The sequence below is a fragment of the Actinomycetospora aurantiaca genome, from assembly GCF_037401875.1.
In the GTDB taxonomy this organism is placed as follows: Bacteria; Actinomycetota; Actinomycetes; order Mycobacteriales; family Pseudonocardiaceae; genus Actinomycetospora; species Actinomycetospora aurantiaca.
This window is the reverse complement of sequence record NZ_JBBEGN010000006.1, coordinates 40,474-61,108: the sequence shown is the minus strand read 5'-3', so window position 1 is coordinate 61,108 and position 20,635 is coordinate 40,474. Positions and strand designations below refer to the sequence as shown.

The window sequence follows — 20,635 nt, the reverse complement described above, 5'->3', positions numbered from 1 at the left end:
GCCGTCCGGGGACGCCACCTACACTGCCCGCCGAGAGTCCCGCGCAGGGCCCGCGCGCGGCCGCGAGCAGGAGGTCCCATGACCCGGTCGGTCGACGGGGGTGGCGGCGGCCGCCCGGGCCGCGTCGACCCCGCCGTCACCGGCGGCCCGAGCGGTACCGGATCCCGTCGCGCTCCGGAACCCGGCACGCCCGCCGCCGGGACCCCGGTGATCGGGGCGCCCGCCCCGCGCCCGCCCGCGCCCCGCCGTCCGCACGACGCCCCGGCCACTCCCGCCGCGGGTCCCCCGCCCGCCGCGTCCTCCCCGCGCATCCCGGCGGCGGACGCCTCCGTGGGCGCCGTGCCGCCGTACACCGTCGCGAACCGCATCGCCGACTGGCGGCGGGCGCGCACCGACGGGCGGGCCGCGCTGCCCAGCGGGGAGTCCGGGACCCCCACCATCGAGGAGCTCGCCCAGGACTTCCTCGCCCGCGGCCACCGGGAACGGCTCCGCCTCGACGTCGAGCTCGCGCCGTTGCTGGAGACCGAGGCGGCGCTCGTGGTGCGCATCGGCGAGACCGACCGGGCGTGGGAGCGGGCGCGGTCCGACGTCGCGTCCTGGCCGGCCCTGCTCGACGAGGGCCAGCTCGGCCTGCGCCGGGGCGGCGAGACCCGCACCGCCGACGACGTCGTCCGGGCCCGGCGCGCGCGCGAGTACGAGGCGCTGCGCCGCCCGATGGTCGACGAGATCACGCGGCTGCAGCAGGCCGGCAGCGCCGCCCGCGAGGAGCTCGCGCGGGTGCGCGCCGCGATCCGGGCCCGCGAGGTGGTCGGCGCGACCCGGGTGCGCCGCCTGCACGCGCTCGCGATGCGCCGCATCTCGGCCTACGAGCGCCACCTGGTGCGCCACCACCCGGCGGGCGACCGCATCGGGCCGTGGCTGGCCGCCCAGCACCCGAGGATCCCGGGCTGGGTGTTCGCGGCCGAGCAGGGCGCCGCCCCCGCCGACCGACCCGACCGGCCCGACGGCCAGCGCGAGGAGTCCTGATGTTCCAGTGGTTGCGCCGCCGGCGGGCCGACGATGCGGGGGCGACCGGCCGGGCGGCGACCCACCGCGCGGGCGCCGTCACCGGCGCCCCCGACACCCCGCCTCGCCCGGGGCTGCGCGCGCCCGGCAGCCCGGAGGAGAAGCGCTTCTCCCAGGTCTACGCCGAGGACCGGGTGGGCCCGATGCCCTACCCGAACCAGGCCGTCCCGGACGTCGCGGCGGCCCGGGGCCGGGTGCGCAGCCTGGTCAACGACCTCCTCCCGAACGCCGTCGACGAGGGCACCGGGGCGGCCCTCGACCCGCTGATCGCCTCGTGGGCGTCGGGGTGGCTGGCCCGGATCGACTCCGAGCACGCGGACCACCACGCGGTCATCGACCGGTTGGTGGGCGGCGCTCGCCAGCAGCTCGCCGACGCCGAGGCCACCCACGAGCGCGACCGGCGCGCGCTGGACGTCGCCCGCAGCGACTACGCCGACGCCCGCGACCGGCTGATGGAGTCCCCGCGCAGCCCCGCGGTCGCTCCCGGGGTCGCCGAGGACGACGCGACCGTGGCCGACGACCCCCGCCGCAGCGCCGCCCGCGGACCCCGCGCGGCCCGCCAGGCCCTGACCGTGCGGCGGGCCGGCACCGACGAGCCCGAGCCGGTCACGTCCCCGTTGCGGGTGCGCACCGCCCCGGGCACCCGGGCCCCCGCCGACGACGACGCCGTCACCGAGCAGGAGACCCGATGACCACCACCCCGTCGTCCCCGCGCTCGCGGTTCTCCCTGCGCCGGGGCCTCCGACCGGGCACCGTCGGCTCCTACCGCGACTCCACGATGCTGGTGAACCGGTCGCGGGAGGACTACCTCGCGCTCGGCATCATCGTCCTGGCCATCGGCGGGGACATCGCCGCGTTCTACGTCGTCCTCGCCCGGGTGTTCCGCGGCTCGACGTTCCTGATCGTCATCGGCACCGTCGGCTTCGCGGCCGCGTCGGTCGGCCTCGCCCACCTCGTCGGACAGGGCCTGGCCCGCCGCCGCTGCGGCGACCCGCGGGCGTCGTCGCTGCTCACCGCGGCCGCCTTCGCGACGTGGCTCGTGCTCGGCGTGGCCTCGTTCGTCACCCGGCTGCTCACCCCGTCGTCGACCTCGTCGAACCCGTTCGGCTCGTCGTCGGGATCGGGCTTCGGCTCGGGCGGGGGATCCGGCTTCGGGTCGGGCGGCGGATCGGGGTTCGGCTCCGGGTCCTCGGCCGCGCTGGACTCCTCGGCCGTGCTGCCCGCGATGCTGTTCGGGGCGCTCTTCCTCGCCAGCGGCGTCGCCGCGATGGTGGCGACGTTCGTGTCGTTCAACCCGGTCGCGGGCGCCCTGCGCCGTGCCGAGCGGCGCCTGGAGGACGCCACGGCCGCGGAGCGGGCGAGCCGGGCGGAGCTGGAGCGGTCCCGGGAGGCGCTGCGCCAGCAGCAGAACGAGCGCGACCGCGAGAACGACCGGTGGAAGGCCGCCCGCCAGCAGGTCATCGCCGAGATGGTGGAGCTGCAGAACTACGCGCGCACGCTCATCGCGTCGAAGAAGCAGAACCCGTCGGTCACCGACGGCCTCGTCGAGAACGCGCCGTACCCGCTGTTCACCCCGGCGCGGGCGGTCGAGCCGGGCCGCGAGGCGGCACCGCCGCCGGTGCGCCACGACCCGCCGCCGGCGCACCGGGCGCCCGCACCCGCCGTCGTGAACGGGCACCGGAACGGCAGCAACGGGCACCACCGTGCCCCGACCACGAACGGAGAGCACTCGTGAGTCGTCCGGGTCCCCGCCTCACGATCCGGTCGAGCTCCGCTGCGCTCCGTCTCCCTGCCGTCGCGCTCGGCCTGGCCGCGGTCCTGGCGCTCGGGGCGTGCTCCTCGGGGGACGACTCGTCCGGGGGCTTCGCCTCCGGCGGGGGCGGCGGCGCTCCGCTGTCCTGCCCCGTGCCGGTCGGCCCGATGGCGATCGCGGTCGGCGGCCGGGCCAACGAGCCCGAGCCGGGGTTGCCGGGCGCGGTGCAGCAGGCCGCGATCTCGGTCGTCTCCGGCGCCTCCGACCAGGACGTGCAGCCGAAGTTCACCGTCGTGAACGTGGACGGCCGTCCGTCCGTCGCGGGCAGCGACACCTACCGGACCGACGCCGGGAACGCGATCGCGGCGCAGGACGACCAGAACGCGTTCCTCTCCGGGCTCGGCGAGGCCATCTCCGGGCTGCGGGCCCAGACCCCGGAGGCGGACACGCTCGGGGCGCTGACCCTCGCGGGCCGGTCGGTGCAGGGGGCGCGGCCGGGCACCGTCGTGCTCGTGGACTCCGGGCTCTCGACGGTCGCCCCGCTGGACTTCCGCACCGAGGGCCTGCTGGCCGCGCCGGTGGCGGAGGTCGTCGGCTCGCTGCGCGACGCGAACGCCCTGCCGACGCTGAACGGCGCCACCGTGATCCTGGCCGGGATCGGCGACGTCGCGGAGCCGCAGGGACCCCTGGACACCTCGCAGCGCGCGTCGCTGGTCGCGCTGTGGAAGGGCATCGCCGAGGCCGGCGGCGCCGCGTGCGTCGCGGTCGTCGACGAGCCCCGGTCGGGGGAGGCGCCCTCGGACGTCCCACCGGTCTCGACGGTGGCCCTGCCGCCGCCGCCCACCATCACCCCGGGTCAGGCCACGGCCCTTCCCGACGACGGGTCGGTCGGCTTCCGGCCGGACACCGCGGAGTTCCGCGACGAGAACGCCGCGCGGGGCGTCCTCGCGCCGTTCGCGGACTTCGTGAAGCAGGGCCCGACCCGGCGGCTGGCGCTGACCGGCACCACCGCCCGGGCGGGCAGCCCCGACTCGCAGGTGGACCTGTCCACGCGGCGCGCGGAGGCGGTGAAGGGACTGCTGGTCTCGCTCGGGGCCGCCGCCGACCGGATCACGACGACGGGCGTCGGCAGCCAGTTCCCCGGCTACGTCAACGACGTCGGGCCCGGCGGGAGGCAGCTGCCCGGGCCGGCGTCGACGAACCGGAAGGTCATCGTCGAGCCGACGGCGTGAAGCACGTTCCGGGCGCCTTGGCTAGTGACCGGCATCTCTTCACGGTCCGGCAACCTGATCGTCGCGCGCCGTACGACCCCTCCCAACAGGGCTGATCGGACGAGTACGGCCCCGTCCGAATCGGTCCACTGAATCGTTCGTGACACGCAGCGTGACCGGGTGCGGTGTCCATCGTGGTCGAACCGCTCTAGCGTCTCCTCTCCGGAAGCGTCAGCGAACGACGTCCGGAGGACACTTACATGACGACAGCCGCAGACCGGAGCCCCGACACCGCGGCTGGCCTCGACACCGAGGCCGCGTACTCCCCCGAGGAGGTGCACCAGGAGTTCGGCGAGAACCCGAACGAGGTGCGCGACACGAACCACTACCAGGACGAGTACATCAAGGGATTCGTCGACAAGTGGGACGACTACATTGGCTGGGAGGGACGGGCCGCGAGCGAGGGGTCGTTCTTCATCGACCAGCTCCGTGCCCGTGGCGTCGAGAAGGTCCTCGACGTGGCCACCGGGACCGGCTTCAACTCCGTGCAGCTGCTCGAGGCCGGATTCGAGACCGTGTCGGCCGACGGCAGCGCCGAGATGCTCGCCCGGGCCTTCCACAACGGCCGCGAGCGCGGTCACGTGCTGCGCGTCGTGCAGGCCGACTGGCGCTGGCTCAACCGCGACGTGCACGGCGAGTACGACGCGATCATCTGCCTGGGCAACTCGTTCACGCACCTGTTCTCCGAGCGTGACCGCCGCAAGGCCCTGGCCGAGTTCTACGCGATGCTCTCGCACGACGGCGTGCTGATCCTCGATCAGCGCAACTACGACTCGATCCTCGACGACGGATTCTCGTCGAAGCACAAGTACTACTACAGCGGTGACACCGTCACCGCCGAGCCCGAGTATCTCGACGACGGTCTCGCGCGGTTCCGGTACACGTTCCACGACGACGGGTCCGTGTACCACCTGAACATGTTCCCGCTGCGCAAGGACTACGTGCGGCGGCTCATGCGCGAGGTCGGGTTCCAGAAGATCGACACCTACGGCGACTTCCAGGACACCTACGGCGAGGACACCCCCGACTTCTGGATCCACGTGGCCGAGAAGACCTACCGCACCGACGACGAGCTCACCGAGTCGTACTCGACGGCGGTGCACACCGCCCGCGACTACTACAACTCGGCGGACGCCGACACCTTCTACCACGAGGTGTGGGGCGGTGAGGACATCCACGTCGGGCTGTACGCGACCCCCGACGAGGCGATCGCGCCGGCCTCCGCGCGCACCGTCGAGCAGATGGCCGAGACCGCGGGCATCACCGCCGAGACGCGGATCCTGGACATGGGCGCCGGCTACGGCGGCGCCGCCCGGCACCTGGCGAAGAAGTACGGCTGCAAGGTGACGTGCCTGAACCTCTCCGAGGTCGAGAACGAGCGGAACCGGGAGAAGACCCGCGAGCAGGGACTCGAGGGCCTCGTCGACGTCGTCGACGGCTCGTTCGAGAGCATGCCGATCCAAGACAACGCCTACGACCTCGTCTGGTCGCAGGACGCGTTCCTGCACTCCGGCGAGCGCTCCACCGTGGTCGCCGAGATCGCGCGCGTCCTCGTGCCGAACGGCCAGGTCGTGTTCACCGACCCGATGGCCGCCGACGGCGCGGACGTCTCGGCCCTGACGCCGATCCTCGCGCGCCTGCACCTGGACACCCTGGGCTCGCCGGGGTTCTACCGTGCGGAGTTCGCGAAGCACGGCTTCAACGACTGCTCCTTCACCGACCACACCGACCAGCTCACGACCCACTACGGCCGGGTGCTCCAGGAGCTCGAGAAGGCGGAGAAGGCGTTCGCCGGGAAGATCTCCGAGGAGTACATCTCGAACATGAAGACCGGCCTGCGGAACTGGGTCAACGGCGGGAAGTCGGGCCAGCTGGCGTGGGGGATCTTCCGGATCCGCCGCTGAGGCACCTCCCCCCGTCTGTCAGCAGTGCGGCCATGCTGACACTGGACGTCACAGAAGTGCCGTGTACGACGAGTCCGGCCCGTCCCGCAGGCGCATCCAGCCCTGCGGGATGGGCCGTTCGTCGTTCTGATCGCTACGTCGAACGCCTGCCGGACGTCCCCAGTGGCAGCGCGACCCCGACCTGTCCCCAGCCTCGTCCCGGATGATCGCCGGGCGGGCCGCGCCGTCGCATCGTCGGGGCATGAGACGTGGAGACTGGGCCCGGGAGATGGCCGCCATCCGGGAGGCGGCCGACGACGACGTGATCGCCGTCCTCCGGCTCGAGAAGCTCGGGGTGCCGCAGCGGACGAGTTACCGGCGGTGTCAGGAGGACGGGCCGTGGCTGCCGATGCTGCCGGGCATCCTCAAGCTGACGACCGGACCGCCGACACGCCGGCAGCGGCAGATCGCCGCCCTGCTCCACGCCGGCGAGGGGGCGATGATCACCGGTCCGGGCGGCCTCCGGCTCCACGGCATGCGCCGGGCCGAGGAGACCGACACGGTCCACGTCCTGGTGGACTGGTCCCGGCAGGTGCGCAGTACCGGGTTCGCGGTGATCGAGCGGACGTCGCGCCTGCCCGAGCCCCAGCAACGGGACGGGCTCGCCGTCGCGCCCCTGGTGCGGTGCCTCACCGACACGGTCCGGCGGATCAAGAACGAGAACGCCCTCTCGGCACTCCTCACCGAGCCGGTCCAGCGTCGGCTCCTCCTCGTGGACGAGATCCGTGAGGAGCTCGACGCCGGTTGCCGACGAGGTACGGCCGCGCCTCGCGCCGTCCTGGGCGCGGTCGCACGGGGAGTGCGGTCGCCCGCGGAGTTCGACGCCCTCGAGTTCTGGGACTCGCTGGGCCTCGGTCCGGCGGAGTGGAACATCCCGCTCCTCGATCCCGAGGACCTGTCCCTGATCGCGGTCCCGGACGCCGTCGTCCGGAAGGTCGGGTTCGCCTGGGAGATCGACTCGGTGGAGGAGCACTTCGCGACGATCCAGCAGGTCCTCGCGACGAAGCGCCGGCGACAGCGTCTCTTCGACCGCAACGTCTACGTGGTCAGCACCCGCCCGAGCGAGCGGCGGACCGACCCCCGGGGAGTCCGCCGCGAGATCGAGAAGGGGTTGGAGATCGCCTCACGGATGCCGGACCCGGACGTCGTCTACGGCGAGCCGCCGACGGGCCGACGCCGCTGATACCGCCCACGAATGTGACGTCCAGTGTCAGCATGGCCGCATTGCTGACACCCCGGCATTGCTGGCACCCGGGAGGTGCTACCGCCGACCGGTGAGCGCGCCCACCCGGCGGCCGACGAGACCCCGGGCCTTCCGCCAGCCCTTCTCGGCGACGCTCGGGAGGTCGGTGGTCGGCGTGACGACGACACGGCGCATCTCGTAGGGCGAGTCCTTCCCCGACGCCAGGCCCGCGGTGGTGGTGACCGCGCACCGGTAGCCGGCGTCGGCCGCGACGCGGGTGGTCACGTCGGAGTAGTCGCCGCTCGAGCCGTTGGGGAACGCGAGCGTGTCCACCGTGATCCCGAGCCCGGACTCCAGGGCCGCCCGGGACTCACCGAGCTCCGCCCGCTGGCCCGCCTCGGACTCCCGCTCCAGGATCGCGTGCGAGACGGTGTGCGACCCGACCTCGTGGCCGGCGGCGAGCAGCGCCTTCGCCCCGGACCAGTCCATGAACAGGCCCTCGCCGACGGAGCTCGGAGCCGGGTCCAGCATCGCCGACACCCGGGCCACCTCGGCGACGCGGGCCGCGTGGTCCAGCGTCTTGAGCGACGCCCGCACGGCGCCGTGCGCGGCCTCCCGCTCGGCCGGCGACCCCAGCGGGTACACGGTCCCCCCGAACCGCAGCGACGACGCCCGCGCCCGCTCGAACGCCGCGGACAGGTCCTCCCACCACGCGCCGACCGTCCCGGACAGGAAGCCGGGCACCAGGAAGAACGTCGCCGGCAGTCCGTGCCGCTCCAGCATCGGCACCCCGAGCTCGAGGTTGTCCCGGTACCCGTCGTCGAAGGTCAGCACGACGGCCCGCGACGGCAACGGCTCCCCGGCCTCCATCAGCCCCAGGGCCGTCTGCAGCGGCAGCACGTTCGCGAACCGCGACAGCATCCGCAGCTGCTTGGCGAACCCGAGCCGGCCGACGCCGGGCGGGTCCGGGAAGCCGGGCGTCGGGTCGATGTTGTGCCAGCCGAGCACGAGGAGCCGGTTGCCCATGGCCGCCGATGCTAGGTGGCCGCCGCCACGGCCCCGGCGACCGCCTCCGCCGCCCGGTCCCGGCGCACCGCCGAGCGCCGCAGCGACCGCGACAGCTCGACGTGCACGAACGCGGTCCCGTGCCGCGCCGCATCGCGCCCCTGCGTGTTGAGGACGCCCGACAGGTCGTCGCACCCCGGCTCCCCGCCCCGCCGCACGACCTCCCCCGCCGCCCCGAGCCGCCGCACCGTCTCCTCCAACAGCGTCGAGCCGGCGGCGGCCCCCGCGGAGGCGACGACGTCGAACCCGGGCCGGTCGGCGAACCCGTGGAGCTGGACCTGCGCGAGCCCGCGGCGGGCGACCAGCCCGGCGGCGACCCGCGCGAACACCGAGTCCGGGCGGTGCGCCACGTCGGCCGGGAAGTCGCCGTGGCGCCGTGCGTCCGGTGGCGCCCCGGCGCGGCGGTGCGAGCCCGCCTGCAGGTAGAGCGCGGACGCGCAGCGCTCCAGGACGGCGACGCCGACCTCCTCGGTCCGCAGGTCCGAGCCCGGGTGCGGGACCTCGACGACGGCCGACGGCTCCCCGACCGGGAGGACGAGCAGGCCCCAGGAGCGCTCGGTCCGCGGGTCCGAGGCGAGCACCGTCCGCCCGGCGACCTCGCTCACGGAGAACCCGAGGGCGACGGCGGGCGCGGTGACGTCGGTGCCCGTCGCGATCGCGGCCGCCAGCACGTCGGCTGCCGCGCGCTCGTCGCGGTCCGGGGCCCGGTGCGGCCCGTCCATCCGCAGCGCCGCGGTGTACCGGTCGACCAGTCCCCCCAGGGAGGTCACACCCCGGGATGCTTCCCGACGGCAGGTGTCAGGCTCCGGCCGGGTAGGCGGGGCCCCAGTTCGCCCCGCCCCGCGCGGCCGACCCGCTCCCCGGCACCACGCGGGGCGGCGGGTTGCCGAACGGCGGCGTGCCGAACGGTGCGACGTAGAAGCTCAGCGGGCGCCGGGGGGCGTTGAGGAAGGCCGCCGCCTCCGGGTCCGGCTCGAACGGCACCTCGACGCCGGGCGGGAGCACGGGTGCGGCCGATGCGACGAGCTCCAGGGACTCCACCGACTCCACGGACGCGGCCCCGGTCGCCTCCGGCCGCCAGGCACCGGTCGTCGGGCCCGCCGCCCACGTCGGGGCCGACGTCCCGGGACGCGGCGCCGGCCGCAGGGTCACCATCCGACTCACCGAGCCCATGCCCACCTCGCCGTCCGCCGCCACGGTGTCACTGCCCGCTCCGCAGGAACCACGCTCCGCCATGTGGACCATTCTGAGCAGCAGGGCGGACCAGTCTCGGTCGGGGGACCTGCTCCGGGGCCGCGCGTACGCCCTCCGGCCGCACGTGGTCGCGGCACCGCGACCACCAGGCCTCACGCGGCACCGCCGATCAGGGCGGACCCCCGCGGGGCGGCCGAACCCACCCCCACCCACCGGCGAGATCGGTGACGGAGCGTACAAAGGGACCCCACGACAGCCCGCGTTACCGAGGACCGCGAGGCCCGTTCCCCGCTCGGGCGGCCGGGTGGACGGGGCGCTCCCGGCACCGACCGTCCGGCGACGAGCCACTCGGGACGGATGGGACGTCGGGGACGAATCGTCTAGTCTTCGGATGCCACCGAGAACGATCCGGTGACGGACGACGTCGTCCGACGCCACTGATTCCGACCACGGCTCGTGACGACGATGTCCGCCACTGCGCCACGGAGGTGCTCCCGTTGGAGAGGCCCGCGCCGATCTTCACCCGTTCGACCGAGCTGCAGAACCGTCTGCACACGATGGTCCCGGGGGGCGCCCACACCTACGCCCGCGGTGACGACCAGTACCCCGAGGGCATGGCGCCGATCATCGACCGGGGCCTCGGAGCCCGGGTGTGGGACGCCGACGGCAACGAGTTCGTCGAGTACGGCATGGGTCTGCGGGCAGTCACGCTGGGTCACGCGTACGCCCCGGTCCTCGAGGCCGTGCACGGGGTGCTGGACCGCGGCATCAGCTTCACCCGGCCCTCCACCCTCGAGGTGGACGCGGCCGAGGACTTCCTCGGGACCGTCGCGGGCGCGGAGATGGTCAAGTTCGCGAAGAACGGCTCCGACGCGACGACGGCGGCGCTGCGGCTCGCCCGGGCCGCCACGGGTCGCGACCTGGTGGCGGTCGCCGACCAGCCGTTCTTCTCCGTCGACGACTGGTTCATCGGCACCACCGGCATGCACGCCGGCATCCCGGCGGCCACGCGGGACGCGACGCTGCGCTTCGCCTACAACGACGTCGACTCGCTGCGGGCCCTGTTCGCGGCCCACCCGGGGCGGATCGCGGCCGTGTTCATGGAGGCCGCGACGGGCATGGTCGCCCCGGCGCCGGGCTTCCTGCAGGCCGTCCGCGACCTGTGCACCGCCGAGGGCGCCGTCCTCGTCTTCGACGAGATGATCACCGGCTTCCGCTGGGCGGCCGGCGGCGCGCAGGAGGTGCACGGCGTCGTGCCCGACCTGTCCACCTGGGGCAAGGCGATGGGCAACGGCTTCCCGGTCGCCGCCCTGGCCGGGAAGCGCGAGCTGATGGAGCTCGGCGGCCTGGCCACGGACGCGGAGCGGGTCTTCCTGCTCTCCACCACCAACGGCCCGGAGACGGTGGGCCTCACCGCCTTCCGGGCGGTCGTCCGCACCTACCGCACCGAGGACCCGGTCGCGGCCATGCGCCACGCCGGCGAGCGGCTGGCGGCGGGTGCGAACGCGGCCATCGAGGCCGAGGGCCTGGAGGAGCACCTGCGCGTGGCCGGCCACCCGAACTGCCTGGTCTTCCTGACCCGCGGCCCGGACGGCACCCCCTCGCAGGAGTTCCGCACCCTCTTCCTCGCCGAGCTGCTGCGCGGCGGGGTGCTCGGGCAGTCGTTCGTCGTCTCCGCGGCGCACACCGACGCGGACGTCGACCAGACCGTGCAGGCCGTCGCGGATGCGCTCCCGACCTACCGCAAGGCCCTCGAGCACGGCTCGACGGCGGGCCTGCTCGAGGGACGCCCCGTCGCGCCGGCCCTGCGCACCCACGCCGCCCCGCGGCGGCGCTGAGGAGCGCTCAGACCCCGACCACGGCCCGTCCGTCGTACTGCGCGGCGAGCTCCTCGGGCATCGGCGCGAGGTCGGTGCACCGCCGGAAGTCGCGCAGGGACGTCCCGGAGCACTCGGAGTCGACATTGCGCGAGCCGCGGTGCGCCTCGACGTCGTCGATGTCGACCACGCGGAAGTCGATCGAGAACCGGGTGCGCCCGGAGGTGTTCGGCACCGACGAGTGCAGCTGGTTGCCGGAGAACACCATCATCCCGCCGACCTCCGGCACGACCCGGACCTGCGGGTCGAGCTCCACCGGCTCCTCGGGCGTCGGCTGGTCGCGGGTGTCCTTGCCGATCTGGGACGCGGCCGCGAACCGGCTCGTCCGGTTCCACTCGTCGTAGTCGTAGCGGCGCGAGCCGTTCCGGACGCCCTCGGTCATGTACTTCGGGTGGAACGCCATGACGTTGTCCGGGGTGACCGGGTAGACCGGCATCCACCAGTTCGTCTGGCACATCGGCGCCGAGTACCAGGTGTCGCGGTGCGGGTGGAACGCGAACGCGATCCCCGTCGTCAGGTAGTCGTCCGAGGTCGAGGTGCGCAGGCGCGGCACGTCGAAGTAGGTGCGGTCGAGGTCGCAGCCGCGCTCCTCGAGGATCGCGGGCAGCAGTTCCTTGCAGCGCGGGTGGTGGATGAAGCGCGGCTTGAGGTCCGCGAGCAGCGCCGCGAACTCGGCCACGTCCATCTCGTACTGCGCCACCTGCGGGTCGCGGCCGGCGAACGCCTGCTCGACCAGCTCGCGGGTGAACTGCACCAGGGCGAGCGTCGCCGGCGTCGCGCCGTAGACCATGACGTCGCCCCGGTACAGGGCGTCCCTCCGCGTCGCGTCGTCGAACGACGGGTTCGAGAGAACGTTGGTCACGTGGGCCCCCTTCGCGTCGGCCGTCCCACCGTCAGGGAAGGCCACCCGATACCGAGACGCCGCACGGTAGCCGTAGGTTGAGCCATCGGATTCACGTGGGGGAGGAAAGAAAGATCGTCCGGGCGAACGGCGCGTACCGTTCGCCTACGGACGGTTTCCAGAACGTACCTCCTGGGAGGAAAACGACACATGGCGCACATCGCGTCGCTCTCGCAGCTCCAGACGCCGCCCTGGGCGTCGGTCGACGGTCAGCTGGTGCCGTACTCCGACGTGCGCATCCACGTCTCGGCCGAGGCCCTGACGCGGGCCCTGTCGGTCTTCGAGGGCGTCAAGGGCTACTGGGACCCGGCGTCCGAGACGTTCTCCATCCGCTCGCCCCGCGAGCACTACGAGCGCCTGCTCCGCTCCGCGAAGCTGTTCCACATCCCCGTCGCTTTCGACTACCCCGAGTTCCTGCGCCGGCTCGAGCAGCTCGCGGCCGAGCTCCTCGTCCGCGAGCGCGACCTCTGGTTCCGCCCCACGCTCTACGTCACCGAGGGCCACTGGGGCGAGGGGACACGGGCCTCGCTGGTGATCACGGCGTTCACGCAGCAGAAGGAGTCCGGCGAGCCGATGCGCCTCGGCGTCTCCACCTGGCGGCGCGGCACGGACGTCGACCTCCCCACCCGGGTCAAGAGCAGCGCGAACTACGTCGTCGCCCGCCTGGCGCGCATCGAGGCACGCCGCCTGGGCTACGACGACGCGATCCTGCTCAACCGCGAGGGCCGGGTCGCCGAGGCCACCGGCGCCTGCGTGCTCGCGGTCGTCGACGGCGAGGTCGTCGTCCCGCCGTCGTCCGAGGGCGCCCTGGACAGCCTCACCGTCCGCATCCTGGAGCGCCTCTGCGAGCGTGACGGCGTCCGCCTCGTCCGGCGTCCGATCGACCGCACGGAGCTGCTCGCGGCGCAGGAGGTCGGGATCGCGGGCACGATCTCCGAGCTCACGCTGGTCTCCGAGATCGACGGCTTCGTCTTCCCGGTCGACGGCCTGCTGGCCCGGCTGCGGGCGGCCTACCTGCGCGTGATGCGCGGCGAGGACGTCGTCGAGGGCGTGGAGATGGTCGCGACCGACGCCGGGCGGGCGCTCGTCGCGCCGTAGCGCCCCTCCCGACGGGGCGGCGTCAGAGCGTGCCGCGGACGATGGCCGCGAGCTCGCGGGCCATGTGCGCGGAGGTGAACCGCGACTCGACGTCCTTGCGCCCCTGGGCGCCCATGGCCGCGGCCCGCTCGGGGTCCGAGAGCAGCTCCGCGATCGCGGCCGCCATCGCGGCCGGGTCGCCGGGCGGGACGAGCAGGCCGGTGCGGCCGTGGTCGACGTAGTGGTCCATTCCGGGGTTGTCGGTCGCGACGACGGGCCGCCCGCTCGCCAGGCCCTCCAGGGCGACCGTGAGACCGGCGCCGACCGGGTTGGGGCGCAGCGCGATCGCGACCACCGTCGAGCGCTGGTACAGCCCGCGCATCGCGGCGTTCATCCGGCGGGCGTGCACCACCCCGGCGTCCGGCGCGAGCGTGACCGGGATCGTCGTCGCCAGCTCCAGCCACGCCGGCACCCCGCCCGCGCGCACCTGCTCGACGGCGGCGATCAGGGTCGGGTGGTCGCGGTTGCGGTCGTCGCCGACGCTGGTGACGGTCACCCCGCCCGGGTCGCGGCCGTCCCACGGCTGCTCGGGGTAGAACTCCGGGTCGATCCCGAGCGTCACGCCGTGCACCCACTCCGGGTCGACGCCCCAGTGCTCGCGCAGGATCGGCACGACGCCGGGCGACTGGCTGAACATCCCCGCGCAGCGGCGCAGCGCCGTCGTGGTGGCGCGCCGCTCGGCCGGCGGCAGCATGTCCGGGCGCTCCAGCCACCCGATCCCGGTGACGACGGGGCGGCGGGGCGAGGTGAACAGGGCCGGCACCCCGGTCCGCTCGTCCATGCACAGGATCGCGTCGGCGCCGCGGCGCTGGACGGCGCCGGTCACCGCGGTCACCGCCTCGTACCCGTCGAGCCGGTTGCGCACCTTGCGCGACGCGTAGGCGAGCAGACCGCCCGCCGGGCGGCGGAAGGTGACCACGTCGCCGTCGTCGCCGATGTGGTGCAGTCCGTAGGGCGTGTGGTCCGGGATCTCGCCGCGGGCGTTGCGAAGCCGGTAGGACTCCACGTCGAGCTCCTCGGGCAGCTCCACGTGCACGTGCATGCTCTCTCCCGCGCTCCCTCGTCACCCGCACTCCCCCGTCCGGGGGTCCGTGCGCACGGTACCGATCCGACCCGTCGGCCCCGTCACGGCAACCCGCGGGCCTCCCGGACGTCCTCTCACCAGTGGCGCACGACCGGTGCGCCCCGGGCACCCGACGGGGCGCGCGGGGAGCATCGCTACCGTGGTCCGAGCCCGAACGGGTTCCCGCTCGGGCCGGCCCTGGCCCCCGACAGGACGGAAGACGAGATCTTGCCCGGAAGAGCACTCATCCTCGTCGAGAACCTCTCGGTGCCGTTCGACCGTCGTGTCTGGCAGGAGGCCACGACGCTGCGCGACCACGGCTGGGACGTCGAGGTGATCTGCCCGCGGGGCACGGACCGGGACACCGAGCGCCGGGCGACCGTGGACGGGGTCCGCATCCACCGCTACCCGCTGCAGGCGGCGTCGGGCGGTCCCCAGGGCTATCTCAAGGAGTACGCGACCGCGCTGTTCCACTCGATCCGCCTGGCGTTCGCGATCCACCGGCGCGAGCCGGTCGACGTCGTCCACCTCTGCAACCCGCCGGACCTGCTGTTCGTGGTCGCGCTGGTGCTCAAGGTGCTCAGCGGCGGGCGCACGAAGGTCGTCTTCGACCAGCACGACCTGGTGCCCGAGCTCTACCTCTCCCGCTTCCGGCCCAAGCGCGACGCGCTCTACTGGGGCCTGCGGCTCATGGAGTTCCTCACCTACCGCACCGCCGACGTCGTCATCTCGACCAACGAGAGCTACCGGTCGAAGGCCGTCGGCCGCGGCCGGGTCCGCGGGGAGCGCGCCTTCACCGTGCGCAGCGCCCCCGCCCTGGACCGCTTCAAGCAGGTCCCGCCGGAGCCGGAGCTGGCCCACGGCAAGGAGCACCTGCTGGTCTACCTCGGCGTGATGGGCCCGCAGGACGGCGTCGACTACGCGGTGCGGGCCCTCGCCCGGCTCGCCGAGCGCCGCGACGACTGGCACGCCGCGTTCCTCGGCGGCGGCGACGCGTTCGACGACGTGGTCGACCTGGCGCACCGCCTCGGGCTCGACGACCACGTCACCTTCACCGGCATGGCCGACACCCCCGACGTGCGCCGCTACCTCTCGACGGCGTGCCTGGGCCTCGCTCCCGACCCGCTGAACCCGCTCAACGACGTGTCCACCATGAACAAGATCATGGAGTACATGGCGATGGGCCTGCCGATGGTCTCGTTCGACCTCACCGAGAGCCGGGTCTCCGCGGGCGACGCGGCGCTGTTCGCCCGACCCAACGACGTCGAGGAGTACGCGGCCCTGGTCTCGGACCTCCTCGACGACCCGGTGCGCCGCAAGCAGATGGGCGAGGTCGGGCGCGAGCGCGTGGCCGGCGCACTGTCGTGGTCGCACTCCCAACAGTCCCTCCTCGCGGCCTACGGCACCGTCGACCCGGCGGCCGCCCTCCGGTGACCTCGACCCGACCGCCGCTGCGTGTCTCCGCTCCACGGTCCGGCTCCGCTCCGCTGCGCGTCCTCGTCGTCGGACAGGCCGAGGGCACCCCCGGGGGCATCTCGTCGGTCCAGCGCCTGCACGTGCGGTTCCTGGGCGCGCGCGACGACGTGTCGGTGCGGGTGGTCACGACCTACGACGAGGCCGGGCCCGCCCGCCGGCTCCGGCTCATGGTCGGCGGCATCCTCCGGGCGGTCGCCCTGGTCGCCGGCCGCCGCGTCGACGTGGTGCACCTGCACGTCGCCAAGGGCCTGTCGGCCCTGCGCAAGGGCGTCATCGTGACGGCGGCCCGGGCCTGCGGGGTCCCGACGGTGCTGCACACCCACGCGGGCGCGTTCGCGGAGTGGTTCGACGGGCTGCCCCGCCCGCTGCGCCCCGTCGTCGCCCGGATGCTGCGCGCCGACCGCGTCGTCGTGCTCGCCGAGGACGCCCGCGCGACCTACACCGCGCGCCTCGGCCTGCCCGACGAGCGCGTGGTCGTGCTCGCGAACCCGGTCGAGCTGCCCGACCGGATCCCGGAGCGCGATCCGCACGCCGAGCGCGTCAGCGGGGTCTTCCTCGGCCGGTTCATCGACCGCAAGGGCGTCTTCGACCTGATCGAGGCCGTCGCGGCGCTGCAGGCCGACCACCGGGCCCGGCTCCACCTGACGCTGGCCGGCCACGGCGACGTCGAGGCGGTGCGCCGCGCGGTCGCGGCCGCCGGGCTCGGGAGCACGGTCGACGTGCGCACCTTCATCGGCCCCGAGGAGCGGGACGAACTCCTCACCGACGCGCAGCTGCTCCTGCTGCCCAGCTGGTGGGAGGGGCTGCCGATGTCGGTCCTCGAGGGGATGGCGTGGGGCCTGTGCCCCGTCGTCACCCCCGTCGGCGGGCTGGCGACCCTCGTCCGCGACGGCGACAACGGGGTCGTCGTCGGGGTCCACGACCCGGCCGCGCTGGCGGCGGCGCTCGACAAGCTGCTCTCCGACGACGAGGTGCGGGTCAAGCTCGGGGCCCGCGCCCGCGAGTCCGTGGCGCCGTTCGGCGCCGACGTCTGGGCGGACCGGCTCGTGCACCTCTACCGCGAACTCCGCTCCCCCTAGCTCCCCGCAGAAGGAAAGGTTCGACGATGGCCGACCGCAGCGAGCACGGCACCGTGCTCACCTACGACCCGATCGAGTTCCCGTTCCCGACCGTCGTCGCGAAGATCCTCGACACCCCGGACCTCGAGAAGATCCACGAGCTGGGCCGGCGGGCGGACGTGGACAACCACGACCAGGACTCCGACGACCACTCGCTGTTCTACCGCGAGTACGACCAGGTGCGGGACCTCTACGACCGCTTCCTCGTCGAGTGGATCCTCCCGCAGTACGGTGAGGACCTCGCGGTGCAGCGGGTGCCCACCTTCCGCGTGCACCGCCCCGGCAGCGTGGCCGTGTCCGAGTTCCACAAGGACTCCGACTACAACCACCAGCCGGCCACGCTGAACTACTGGCTGCCGCTGACCCGCGCCTACGGCACGAACTCGATGTGGATCGAGGACAGCCCGGGCAGCGACACCTTCTCGCCGGCCGTGGTCGAGCCGGGCGAGGTGTTCCGGTTCGACGCGGTGAACAACCGCCACGGCAACTACCCGAACGACACCGACACCTCGCGCGTGAGCTTCGACTTCCGCGCGATCCCGCTGCGCCTGTTCGTCGACGAGGGCAAGTCCACCGTCAACGCCAAGCGCCGCATGGACCTGTCGGGCTACTACCGGAAGCTGAGCGCCGACGGCACGCTGGGTGCCTGACGGCTCGTGAGCACTGAGTGGGCCTATCGCCCCACTCAGTGCTCACGAGCGCGCAGCGCACATCTCGGCCAGGCCCCGGCTCGCCCGCCAGCCCAGCACCGTCGCGATGCGGGACGCGTCGGCCACCACGCGCGCCGGATCCCCGGGGCGCCGGCCGACGATCTCGTGCGGCACCGGCCGACCGCGGGCGTCCTCGACCGCGCGGATCACCTCGAGCACGCTCGTGCCCTCGTTGCGACCCACGTTCAGCGCGCCCGGCGAGCGGCCCTCCTCCAGGGCCGCCGCCGCGGCGACGTGGGCCTCCGCGAGGTCGTCCACGTGCACGTAGTCGCGCAGGCAGGTGCCGTCCGGGGTCGGCCAGTCGTCGCCGAAGACCTTGACCGGCGTCCCCGTGTCGACCGCCCGCATCACCAGCGGCAGCAGGTTCGTCGCGCCGCGATCGGCGAGCGTCGCCGACGCCGCACCGGCCACGTTGAAGTAGCGCAGCGCCGTCCAGGACAGGCCCTCGGCCTCGGCGTGCCGCCGCACCGCCCACTCCCCCGCGAGCTTGGTCTCGCCGTACGGGCTCGTCGGCAGCGTGGGGTGCTCCTCGGCGACCGGCTCGGCGGACGTCTCGCCGTACACCGCCGCGCTCGAGGAGTACACGAAGCGCCCGATCCCGGCGGCGGTCGCGGCGCGCAGCATCGCGACCGTGCCGCCCACGTTGTGCTCGTAGTAGGTCAGCGGCAGCGCCACCGACTCCGGCACGGACTTCTTGGCCGCGAGGTGCACCACCCCGGCGACGTCCCGACGGCGGGTGAGGTCGGCCAGGACCTTCCCCAGGTCGGGGTCGAGCAGGTCGTGGCGCAGCAGCTCGGCGTCGTCGGGGAGCCGCTCGGCGAGGCCCGTCGAGAGGTCGTCCAGGACGACCCCGTCGTGACCCGCCGCGCGCAGGGCCCGCAGCACGTGGGCGCCGATGTAGCCGGCCCCGCCGGTCAGCAGCCAGGTGCTCACACCGGCACCGGAGTCGTCGCAGTCATCGGGGCGTCACCCTAGTCAGCGACCCGCCAGGACCCGTGCCCGGCCGTGCGACCGGGCGGTCGTCCGGACCCGCGCGAGTAGCATCGGCGCACGATGAGCACCCGGTCCACGGCGATCGCGCGCGGCGTCGTCATCCAGGTGCTGGCCAAGTTCTCCGCGCTGCCGCTGTCGATGGTGACGCTCGGCATCGCCACCCGATACCTCGGCGAGGGCGGCTACGGCGTCCTGGCCGCGGCGGTCGTGTTCGCCCAGACGTTCGAGGCGTTCACCGAGCTCGGCATCGGCACGATCATCGTGCGCCGCGTCGCGGGCCTCGGGGGCCACCTCGAGCGCCTCGTCGGGATGAACATCTCCTTCTCGACGATGTACGCGGTCCCGCTCGCGGTCATCGCCGCGGTCGCCGGGATCGGCGTCTACTGGGGTGACCTCCAGCAGCAGGCCGCGGTCTGCGTGCTCGCCGTCGGGCTGGTCTTCACCACGATCTCGTCGTGCTACGAGCCGGTGTTCGACGTCAAGGTGCGGTACTCCTCGGCGGCCTCCGCCGAGTTCTTCTCGCGCGTGCTGACGCTCTCGACGGCGGCGGCGGTCGCCTGGTTCGACTGGGGTCTGCTCGCGATGTGCGCGGTGCAGATCATCCCGCAGGCGCTGCGCCTGGTGATCCAGTGGTGGGGCGCGCGGCGGCTGGCCGAGCTGCGCTGGGTGGTCGACTGGCCGCAGATGTGGCACCTGCTCAAGGAGGCCTTCCCGCTCACGATCATCTCGATCATCGCGGTGCTCTACTGGCGGGCCGACGGCCTCATCCTGTCGGTCCTCGGGACCCCCGAACAGATCGGCGGCTACTACGCCGCCCTGCAGATCGCCTTCACGCTCACGCTGATCTCCCAGGTCTTCGAGCGCTCCGTCCTCTCGACGATCAACGAGACCTACAACTCCGACCGCGACCGCTTCGCCCGCGCGGTGGACCAGGGCTACCGCTTCCTGCTGCTCGTCGGCTTCCCGATCGCGGTGATCGGCTGGCCGCTCGCCCCACGGATGGCCGACGTCGTCGGCGGCGAGGACGGCGTGGGCGCGTTCGCCGGGCCACCGCTGCAGTTCTTCTTCATCGCCGTCGCGATGACGTTCCTGTCCGCGATCGTCTCCGACGGCCTCATCGCCGCCCACGAGCAGCGCTATCTAACGACGATGTCGACGATCAACCTGGGCATCAACATCGTCGGGAACATCATCCTCGTCCCCCGCCTGGGCGCCGTCGCCTGCGGCATCATGCTGATCGTCACCGAGACGATCGGCGTGCTGGCCTCGCAGTGGCGGCTGCGCCGGCACGGGGTGCACCCGCTGCCGTTCGGCTACCTCGCGCGCCTGGTCCCGGCCGGGCTGCTCGCGCTCGGCGCCATCTGGCTGACCTACGACCTGCCGCTGATCGTCCCGATGGCCGCCGGCGGGATCGCCTACGTCGGGGGCGCGCTGCTGGTCGGCGCCATCCCGGCGGCGATGCGCGACGCCCTGCTCGGTGCGCTGCGGCCCAAGAGCCTGGACCGCATGGAGGCCGAGGCGGCGGCCGGCCGAGACGACGAGGGCCTGGGCGTCGCGCCGTCCGCCCCGGAGGTCGACCCGCGGATCGACCCGGCCGGGGTGGGGCTGGACGCCGCCACCACGGTGCTCCCGGGCGCCGGGACGGTCCCGGAGGTCCGCAGCGCCCTGGACGCGGAGACCACGCAGCTGCGGCCGACCGTCGCGGCGGGCACCCGCAGCACCGGGCGCGGACGCGACCTGTCGGACATCACCGACGTGCCGACGATGGAGCTGGACATGGCCGCGCTGCAGACCATCCGGATGCGCCAGCAGGGGAAGTTCGTGGAGATGCGGGTGATCCGGAAGGGCTGACCGGGCCCGGGCGGGGTCACTCTCGGCGTCGTGCC

18 protein-coding genes are annotated in these 20,635 nt (G+C 73.8%); 12 read left to right on the top strand and 6 right to left on the bottom strand.

Annotation, left to right across the window (positions count from 1 at the left end):
• Positions 1-78: 78 nt before the first annotated feature.
• The 6 genes from WCD74_RS14120 (at position 79) to WCD74_RS14095 (ending at position 7,215) form a co-directional block, all read left to right on the top strand.
• Positions 79-1,026: a hypothetical protein gene (locus tag WCD74_RS14120; protein WP_337695486.1), complete on the top strand. Its 948-nt coding sequence runs from the start codon at positions 79-81 to the stop codon at positions 1,024-1,026.
• Positions 1,026-1,757 carry a hypothetical protein gene (locus tag WCD74_RS14115; protein WP_337695485.1) on the top strand — a complete coding sequence of 244 codons (732 nt, stop codon included), beginning with the start codon at positions 1,026-1,028 and terminating at the stop codon, positions 1,755-1,757. The genes WCD74_RS14120 and WCD74_RS14115 overlap by 1 nt, the downstream gene beginning before the upstream one ends.
• Positions 1,754-2,800: a hypothetical protein gene (locus WCD74_RS14110; protein ID WP_337695484.1), complete on the top strand. Its 1,047-nt coding sequence runs from the start codon at positions 1,754-1,756 to the stop codon at positions 2,798-2,800. Before WCD74_RS14115 ends, WCD74_RS14110 begins: the two co-directional genes overlap by 4 nt.
• Positions 2,797-4,050, top strand: coding sequence for an OmpA family protein (locus WCD74_RS14105; RefSeq protein WP_337695483.1), 1,254 nt, complete (start codon positions 2,797-2,799; stop codon positions 4,048-4,050). The genes WCD74_RS14110 and WCD74_RS14105 overlap by 4 nt, the downstream gene beginning before the upstream one ends.
• A 239-nt stretch (positions 4,051-4,289) precedes the next feature.
• On the top strand, positions 4,290-5,993 hold the full coding sequence (locus tag WCD74_RS14100; protein WP_337695482.1) for a glycine/sarcosine N-methyltransferase: 1,704 nt from the start codon (positions 4,290-4,292) through the stop codon (positions 5,991-5,993).
• A 241-nt stretch (positions 5,994-6,234) separates the two neighbouring features.
• Positions 6,235-7,215 carry a hypothetical protein gene (locus WCD74_RS14095; RefSeq protein ID WP_337695481.1) on the top strand — a complete coding sequence of 327 codons (981 nt, stop codon included), beginning with the start codon at positions 6,235-6,237 and terminating at the stop codon, positions 7,213-7,215.
• Positions 7,216-7,293: 78 nt separating this feature from the next.
• Here the strand turns inward: WCD74_RS14095 and WCD74_RS14090 are convergent, their stop codons facing one another.
• The 3 genes from WCD74_RS14090 to WCD74_RS14080 are packed head-to-tail and all read right to left on the bottom strand — an operon-like array spanning position 7,294 to position 9,516.
• Complete coding sequence (locus tag WCD74_RS14090) at positions 7,294-8,241, bottom strand: polysaccharide deacetylase family protein (RefSeq protein ID WP_337695480.1); 948 nt, start codon at positions 8,239-8,241, stop codon at positions 7,294-7,296.
• Positions 8,242-8,252: 11 nt separating this feature from the next.
• A complete protein-coding gene (locus WCD74_RS14085) occupies positions 8,253-9,050 on the bottom strand; it encodes a hypothetical protein (RefSeq protein WP_337695479.1) in 798 nt (265 codons plus the stop codon).
• 28 nt (positions 9,051-9,078) lie between these two features.
• The gene (locus tag WCD74_RS14080) at positions 9,079-9,516 is read right to left on the bottom strand and encodes a hypothetical protein (protein WP_337695478.1); all 438 of its coding nucleotides are present in this window, start codon (positions 9,514-9,516) and stop codon (positions 9,079-9,081) included.
• Positions 9,517-9,962: 446 nt separating this feature from the next.
• Here WCD74_RS14080 and WCD74_RS14075 point away from each other — a divergent pair, with 446 nt between their 5' ends.
• On the top strand, positions 9,963-11,312 hold the full coding sequence (locus tag WCD74_RS14075; protein ID WP_337695477.1) for a glutamate-1-semialdehyde 2,1-aminomutase: 1,350 nt from the start codon (positions 9,963-9,965) through the stop codon (positions 11,310-11,312).
• Between the two features lie 7 nt (positions 11,313-11,319).
• Here the strand turns inward: WCD74_RS14075 and WCD74_RS14070 are convergent, their stop codons facing one another.
• Complete coding sequence (locus WCD74_RS14070; RefSeq protein ID WP_337695476.1) at positions 11,320-12,213, bottom strand: phytanoyl-CoA dioxygenase family protein; 894 nt, start codon at positions 12,211-12,213, stop codon at positions 11,320-11,322.
• Positions 12,214-12,402: 189 nt separating this feature from the next.
• Between WCD74_RS14070 and WCD74_RS14065 the strand changes: the two genes are divergently transcribed.
• Complete coding sequence (locus tag WCD74_RS14065; RefSeq protein WP_337695475.1) at positions 12,403-13,350, top strand: aminotransferase class IV; 948 nt, start codon at positions 12,403-12,405, stop codon at positions 13,348-13,350.
• A gap of 22 nt (positions 13,351-13,372) precedes the next feature.
• On the opposite strand, the gene WCD74_RS14060 is transcribed toward WCD74_RS14065, so the two are convergent.
• Entirely contained in the window at positions 13,373-14,431 is a 1,059-nt protein-coding gene (locus tag WCD74_RS14060; protein ID WP_337695474.1) for a glycosyltransferase family 4 protein, read from the bottom strand.
• Between the two features lie 249 nt (positions 14,432-14,680).
• Here WCD74_RS14060 and WCD74_RS14055 point away from each other — a divergent pair, with 249 nt between their 5' ends.
• From WCD74_RS14055 to WCD74_RS14045, 3 genes are read left to right on the top strand one after another with little or no spacing between them, the layout of a single operon-like run.
• Entirely contained in the window at positions 14,681-15,886 is a 1,206-nt protein-coding gene (locus WCD74_RS14055) for a glycosyltransferase family 4 protein (protein WP_337695473.1), read from the top strand.
• Entirely contained in the window at positions 15,883-17,007 is a 1,125-nt protein-coding gene (locus WCD74_RS14050; RefSeq protein ID WP_337695472.1) for a glycosyltransferase family 4 protein, read from the top strand. Before WCD74_RS14055 ends, WCD74_RS14050 begins: the two co-directional genes overlap by 4 nt.
• A gap of 26 nt (positions 17,008-17,033) precedes the next feature.
• Complete coding sequence (locus tag WCD74_RS14045) at positions 17,034-17,696, top strand: hypothetical protein (RefSeq protein WP_337695471.1); 663 nt, start codon at positions 17,034-17,036, stop codon at positions 17,694-17,696.
• A 42-nt stretch (positions 17,697-17,738) separates the two neighbouring features.
• On the opposite strand, the gene galE is transcribed toward WCD74_RS14045, so the two are convergent.
• On the bottom strand, positions 17,739-18,689 hold the full coding sequence (gene galE, locus WCD74_RS14040) for a UDP-glucose 4-epimerase GalE (protein WP_337695470.1): 951 nt from the start codon (positions 18,687-18,689) through the stop codon (positions 17,739-17,741).
• 120 nt (positions 18,690-18,809) lie between these two features.
• On the opposite strand from galE, the gene WCD74_RS14035 reads away from it, so the two are divergent.
• The gene (locus tag WCD74_RS14035) at positions 18,810-20,600 is read left to right on the top strand and encodes a flippase (RefSeq protein ID WP_337695469.1); all 1,791 of its coding nucleotides are present in this window, start codon (positions 18,810-18,812) and stop codon (positions 20,598-20,600) included.
• Positions 20,601-20,635: the final 35 nt, after the last annotated feature.

Coding starts and splice junctions, on each gene's coding strand:
- WCD74_RS14080 (WP_337695478.1), bottom strand. CDS start 9,516: ATGGCGGAGCGTGGTTCCTGCGGAGCGGGCAGTGACACCGTGGCGGCG.
- WCD74_RS14035 (WP_337695469.1), top strand. CDS start 18,810: ATGAGCACCCGGTCCACGGCGATCGCGCGCGGCGTCGTCATCCAGGTG.
- WCD74_RS14100 (WP_337695482.1), top strand. CDS start 4,290: ATGACGACAGCCGCAGACCGGAGCCCCGACACCGCGGCTGGCCTCGAC.
- WCD74_RS14065 (WP_337695475.1), top strand. CDS start 12,403: ATGGCGCACATCGCGTCGCTCTCGCAGCTCCAGACGCCGCCCTGGGCG.
- WCD74_RS14115 (WP_337695485.1), top strand. CDS start 1,026: ATGTTCCAGTGGTTGCGCCGCCGGCGGGCCGACGATGCGGGGGCGACC.
- WCD74_RS14095 (WP_337695481.1), top strand. CDS start 6,235: ATGAGACGTGGAGACTGGGCCCGGGAGATGGCCGCCATCCGGGAGGCG.
- WCD74_RS14045 (WP_337695471.1), top strand. CDS start 17,034: ATGGCCGACCGCAGCGAGCACGGCACCGTGCTCACCTACGACCCGATC.
- WCD74_RS14090 (WP_337695480.1), bottom strand. CDS start 8,241: ATGGGCAACCGGCTCCTCGTGCTCGGCTGGCACAACATCGACCCGACG.
- WCD74_RS14120 (WP_337695486.1), top strand. CDS start 79: ATGACCCGGTCGGTCGACGGGGGTGGCGGCGGCCGCCCGGGCCGCGTC.
- WCD74_RS14060 (WP_337695474.1), bottom strand. CDS start 14,431: ATGCACGTGCACGTGGAGCTGCCCGAGGAGCTCGACGTGGAGTCCTAC.
- WCD74_RS14110 (WP_337695484.1), top strand. CDS start 1,754: ATGACCACCACCCCGTCGTCCCCGCGCTCGCGGTTCTCCCTGCGCCGG.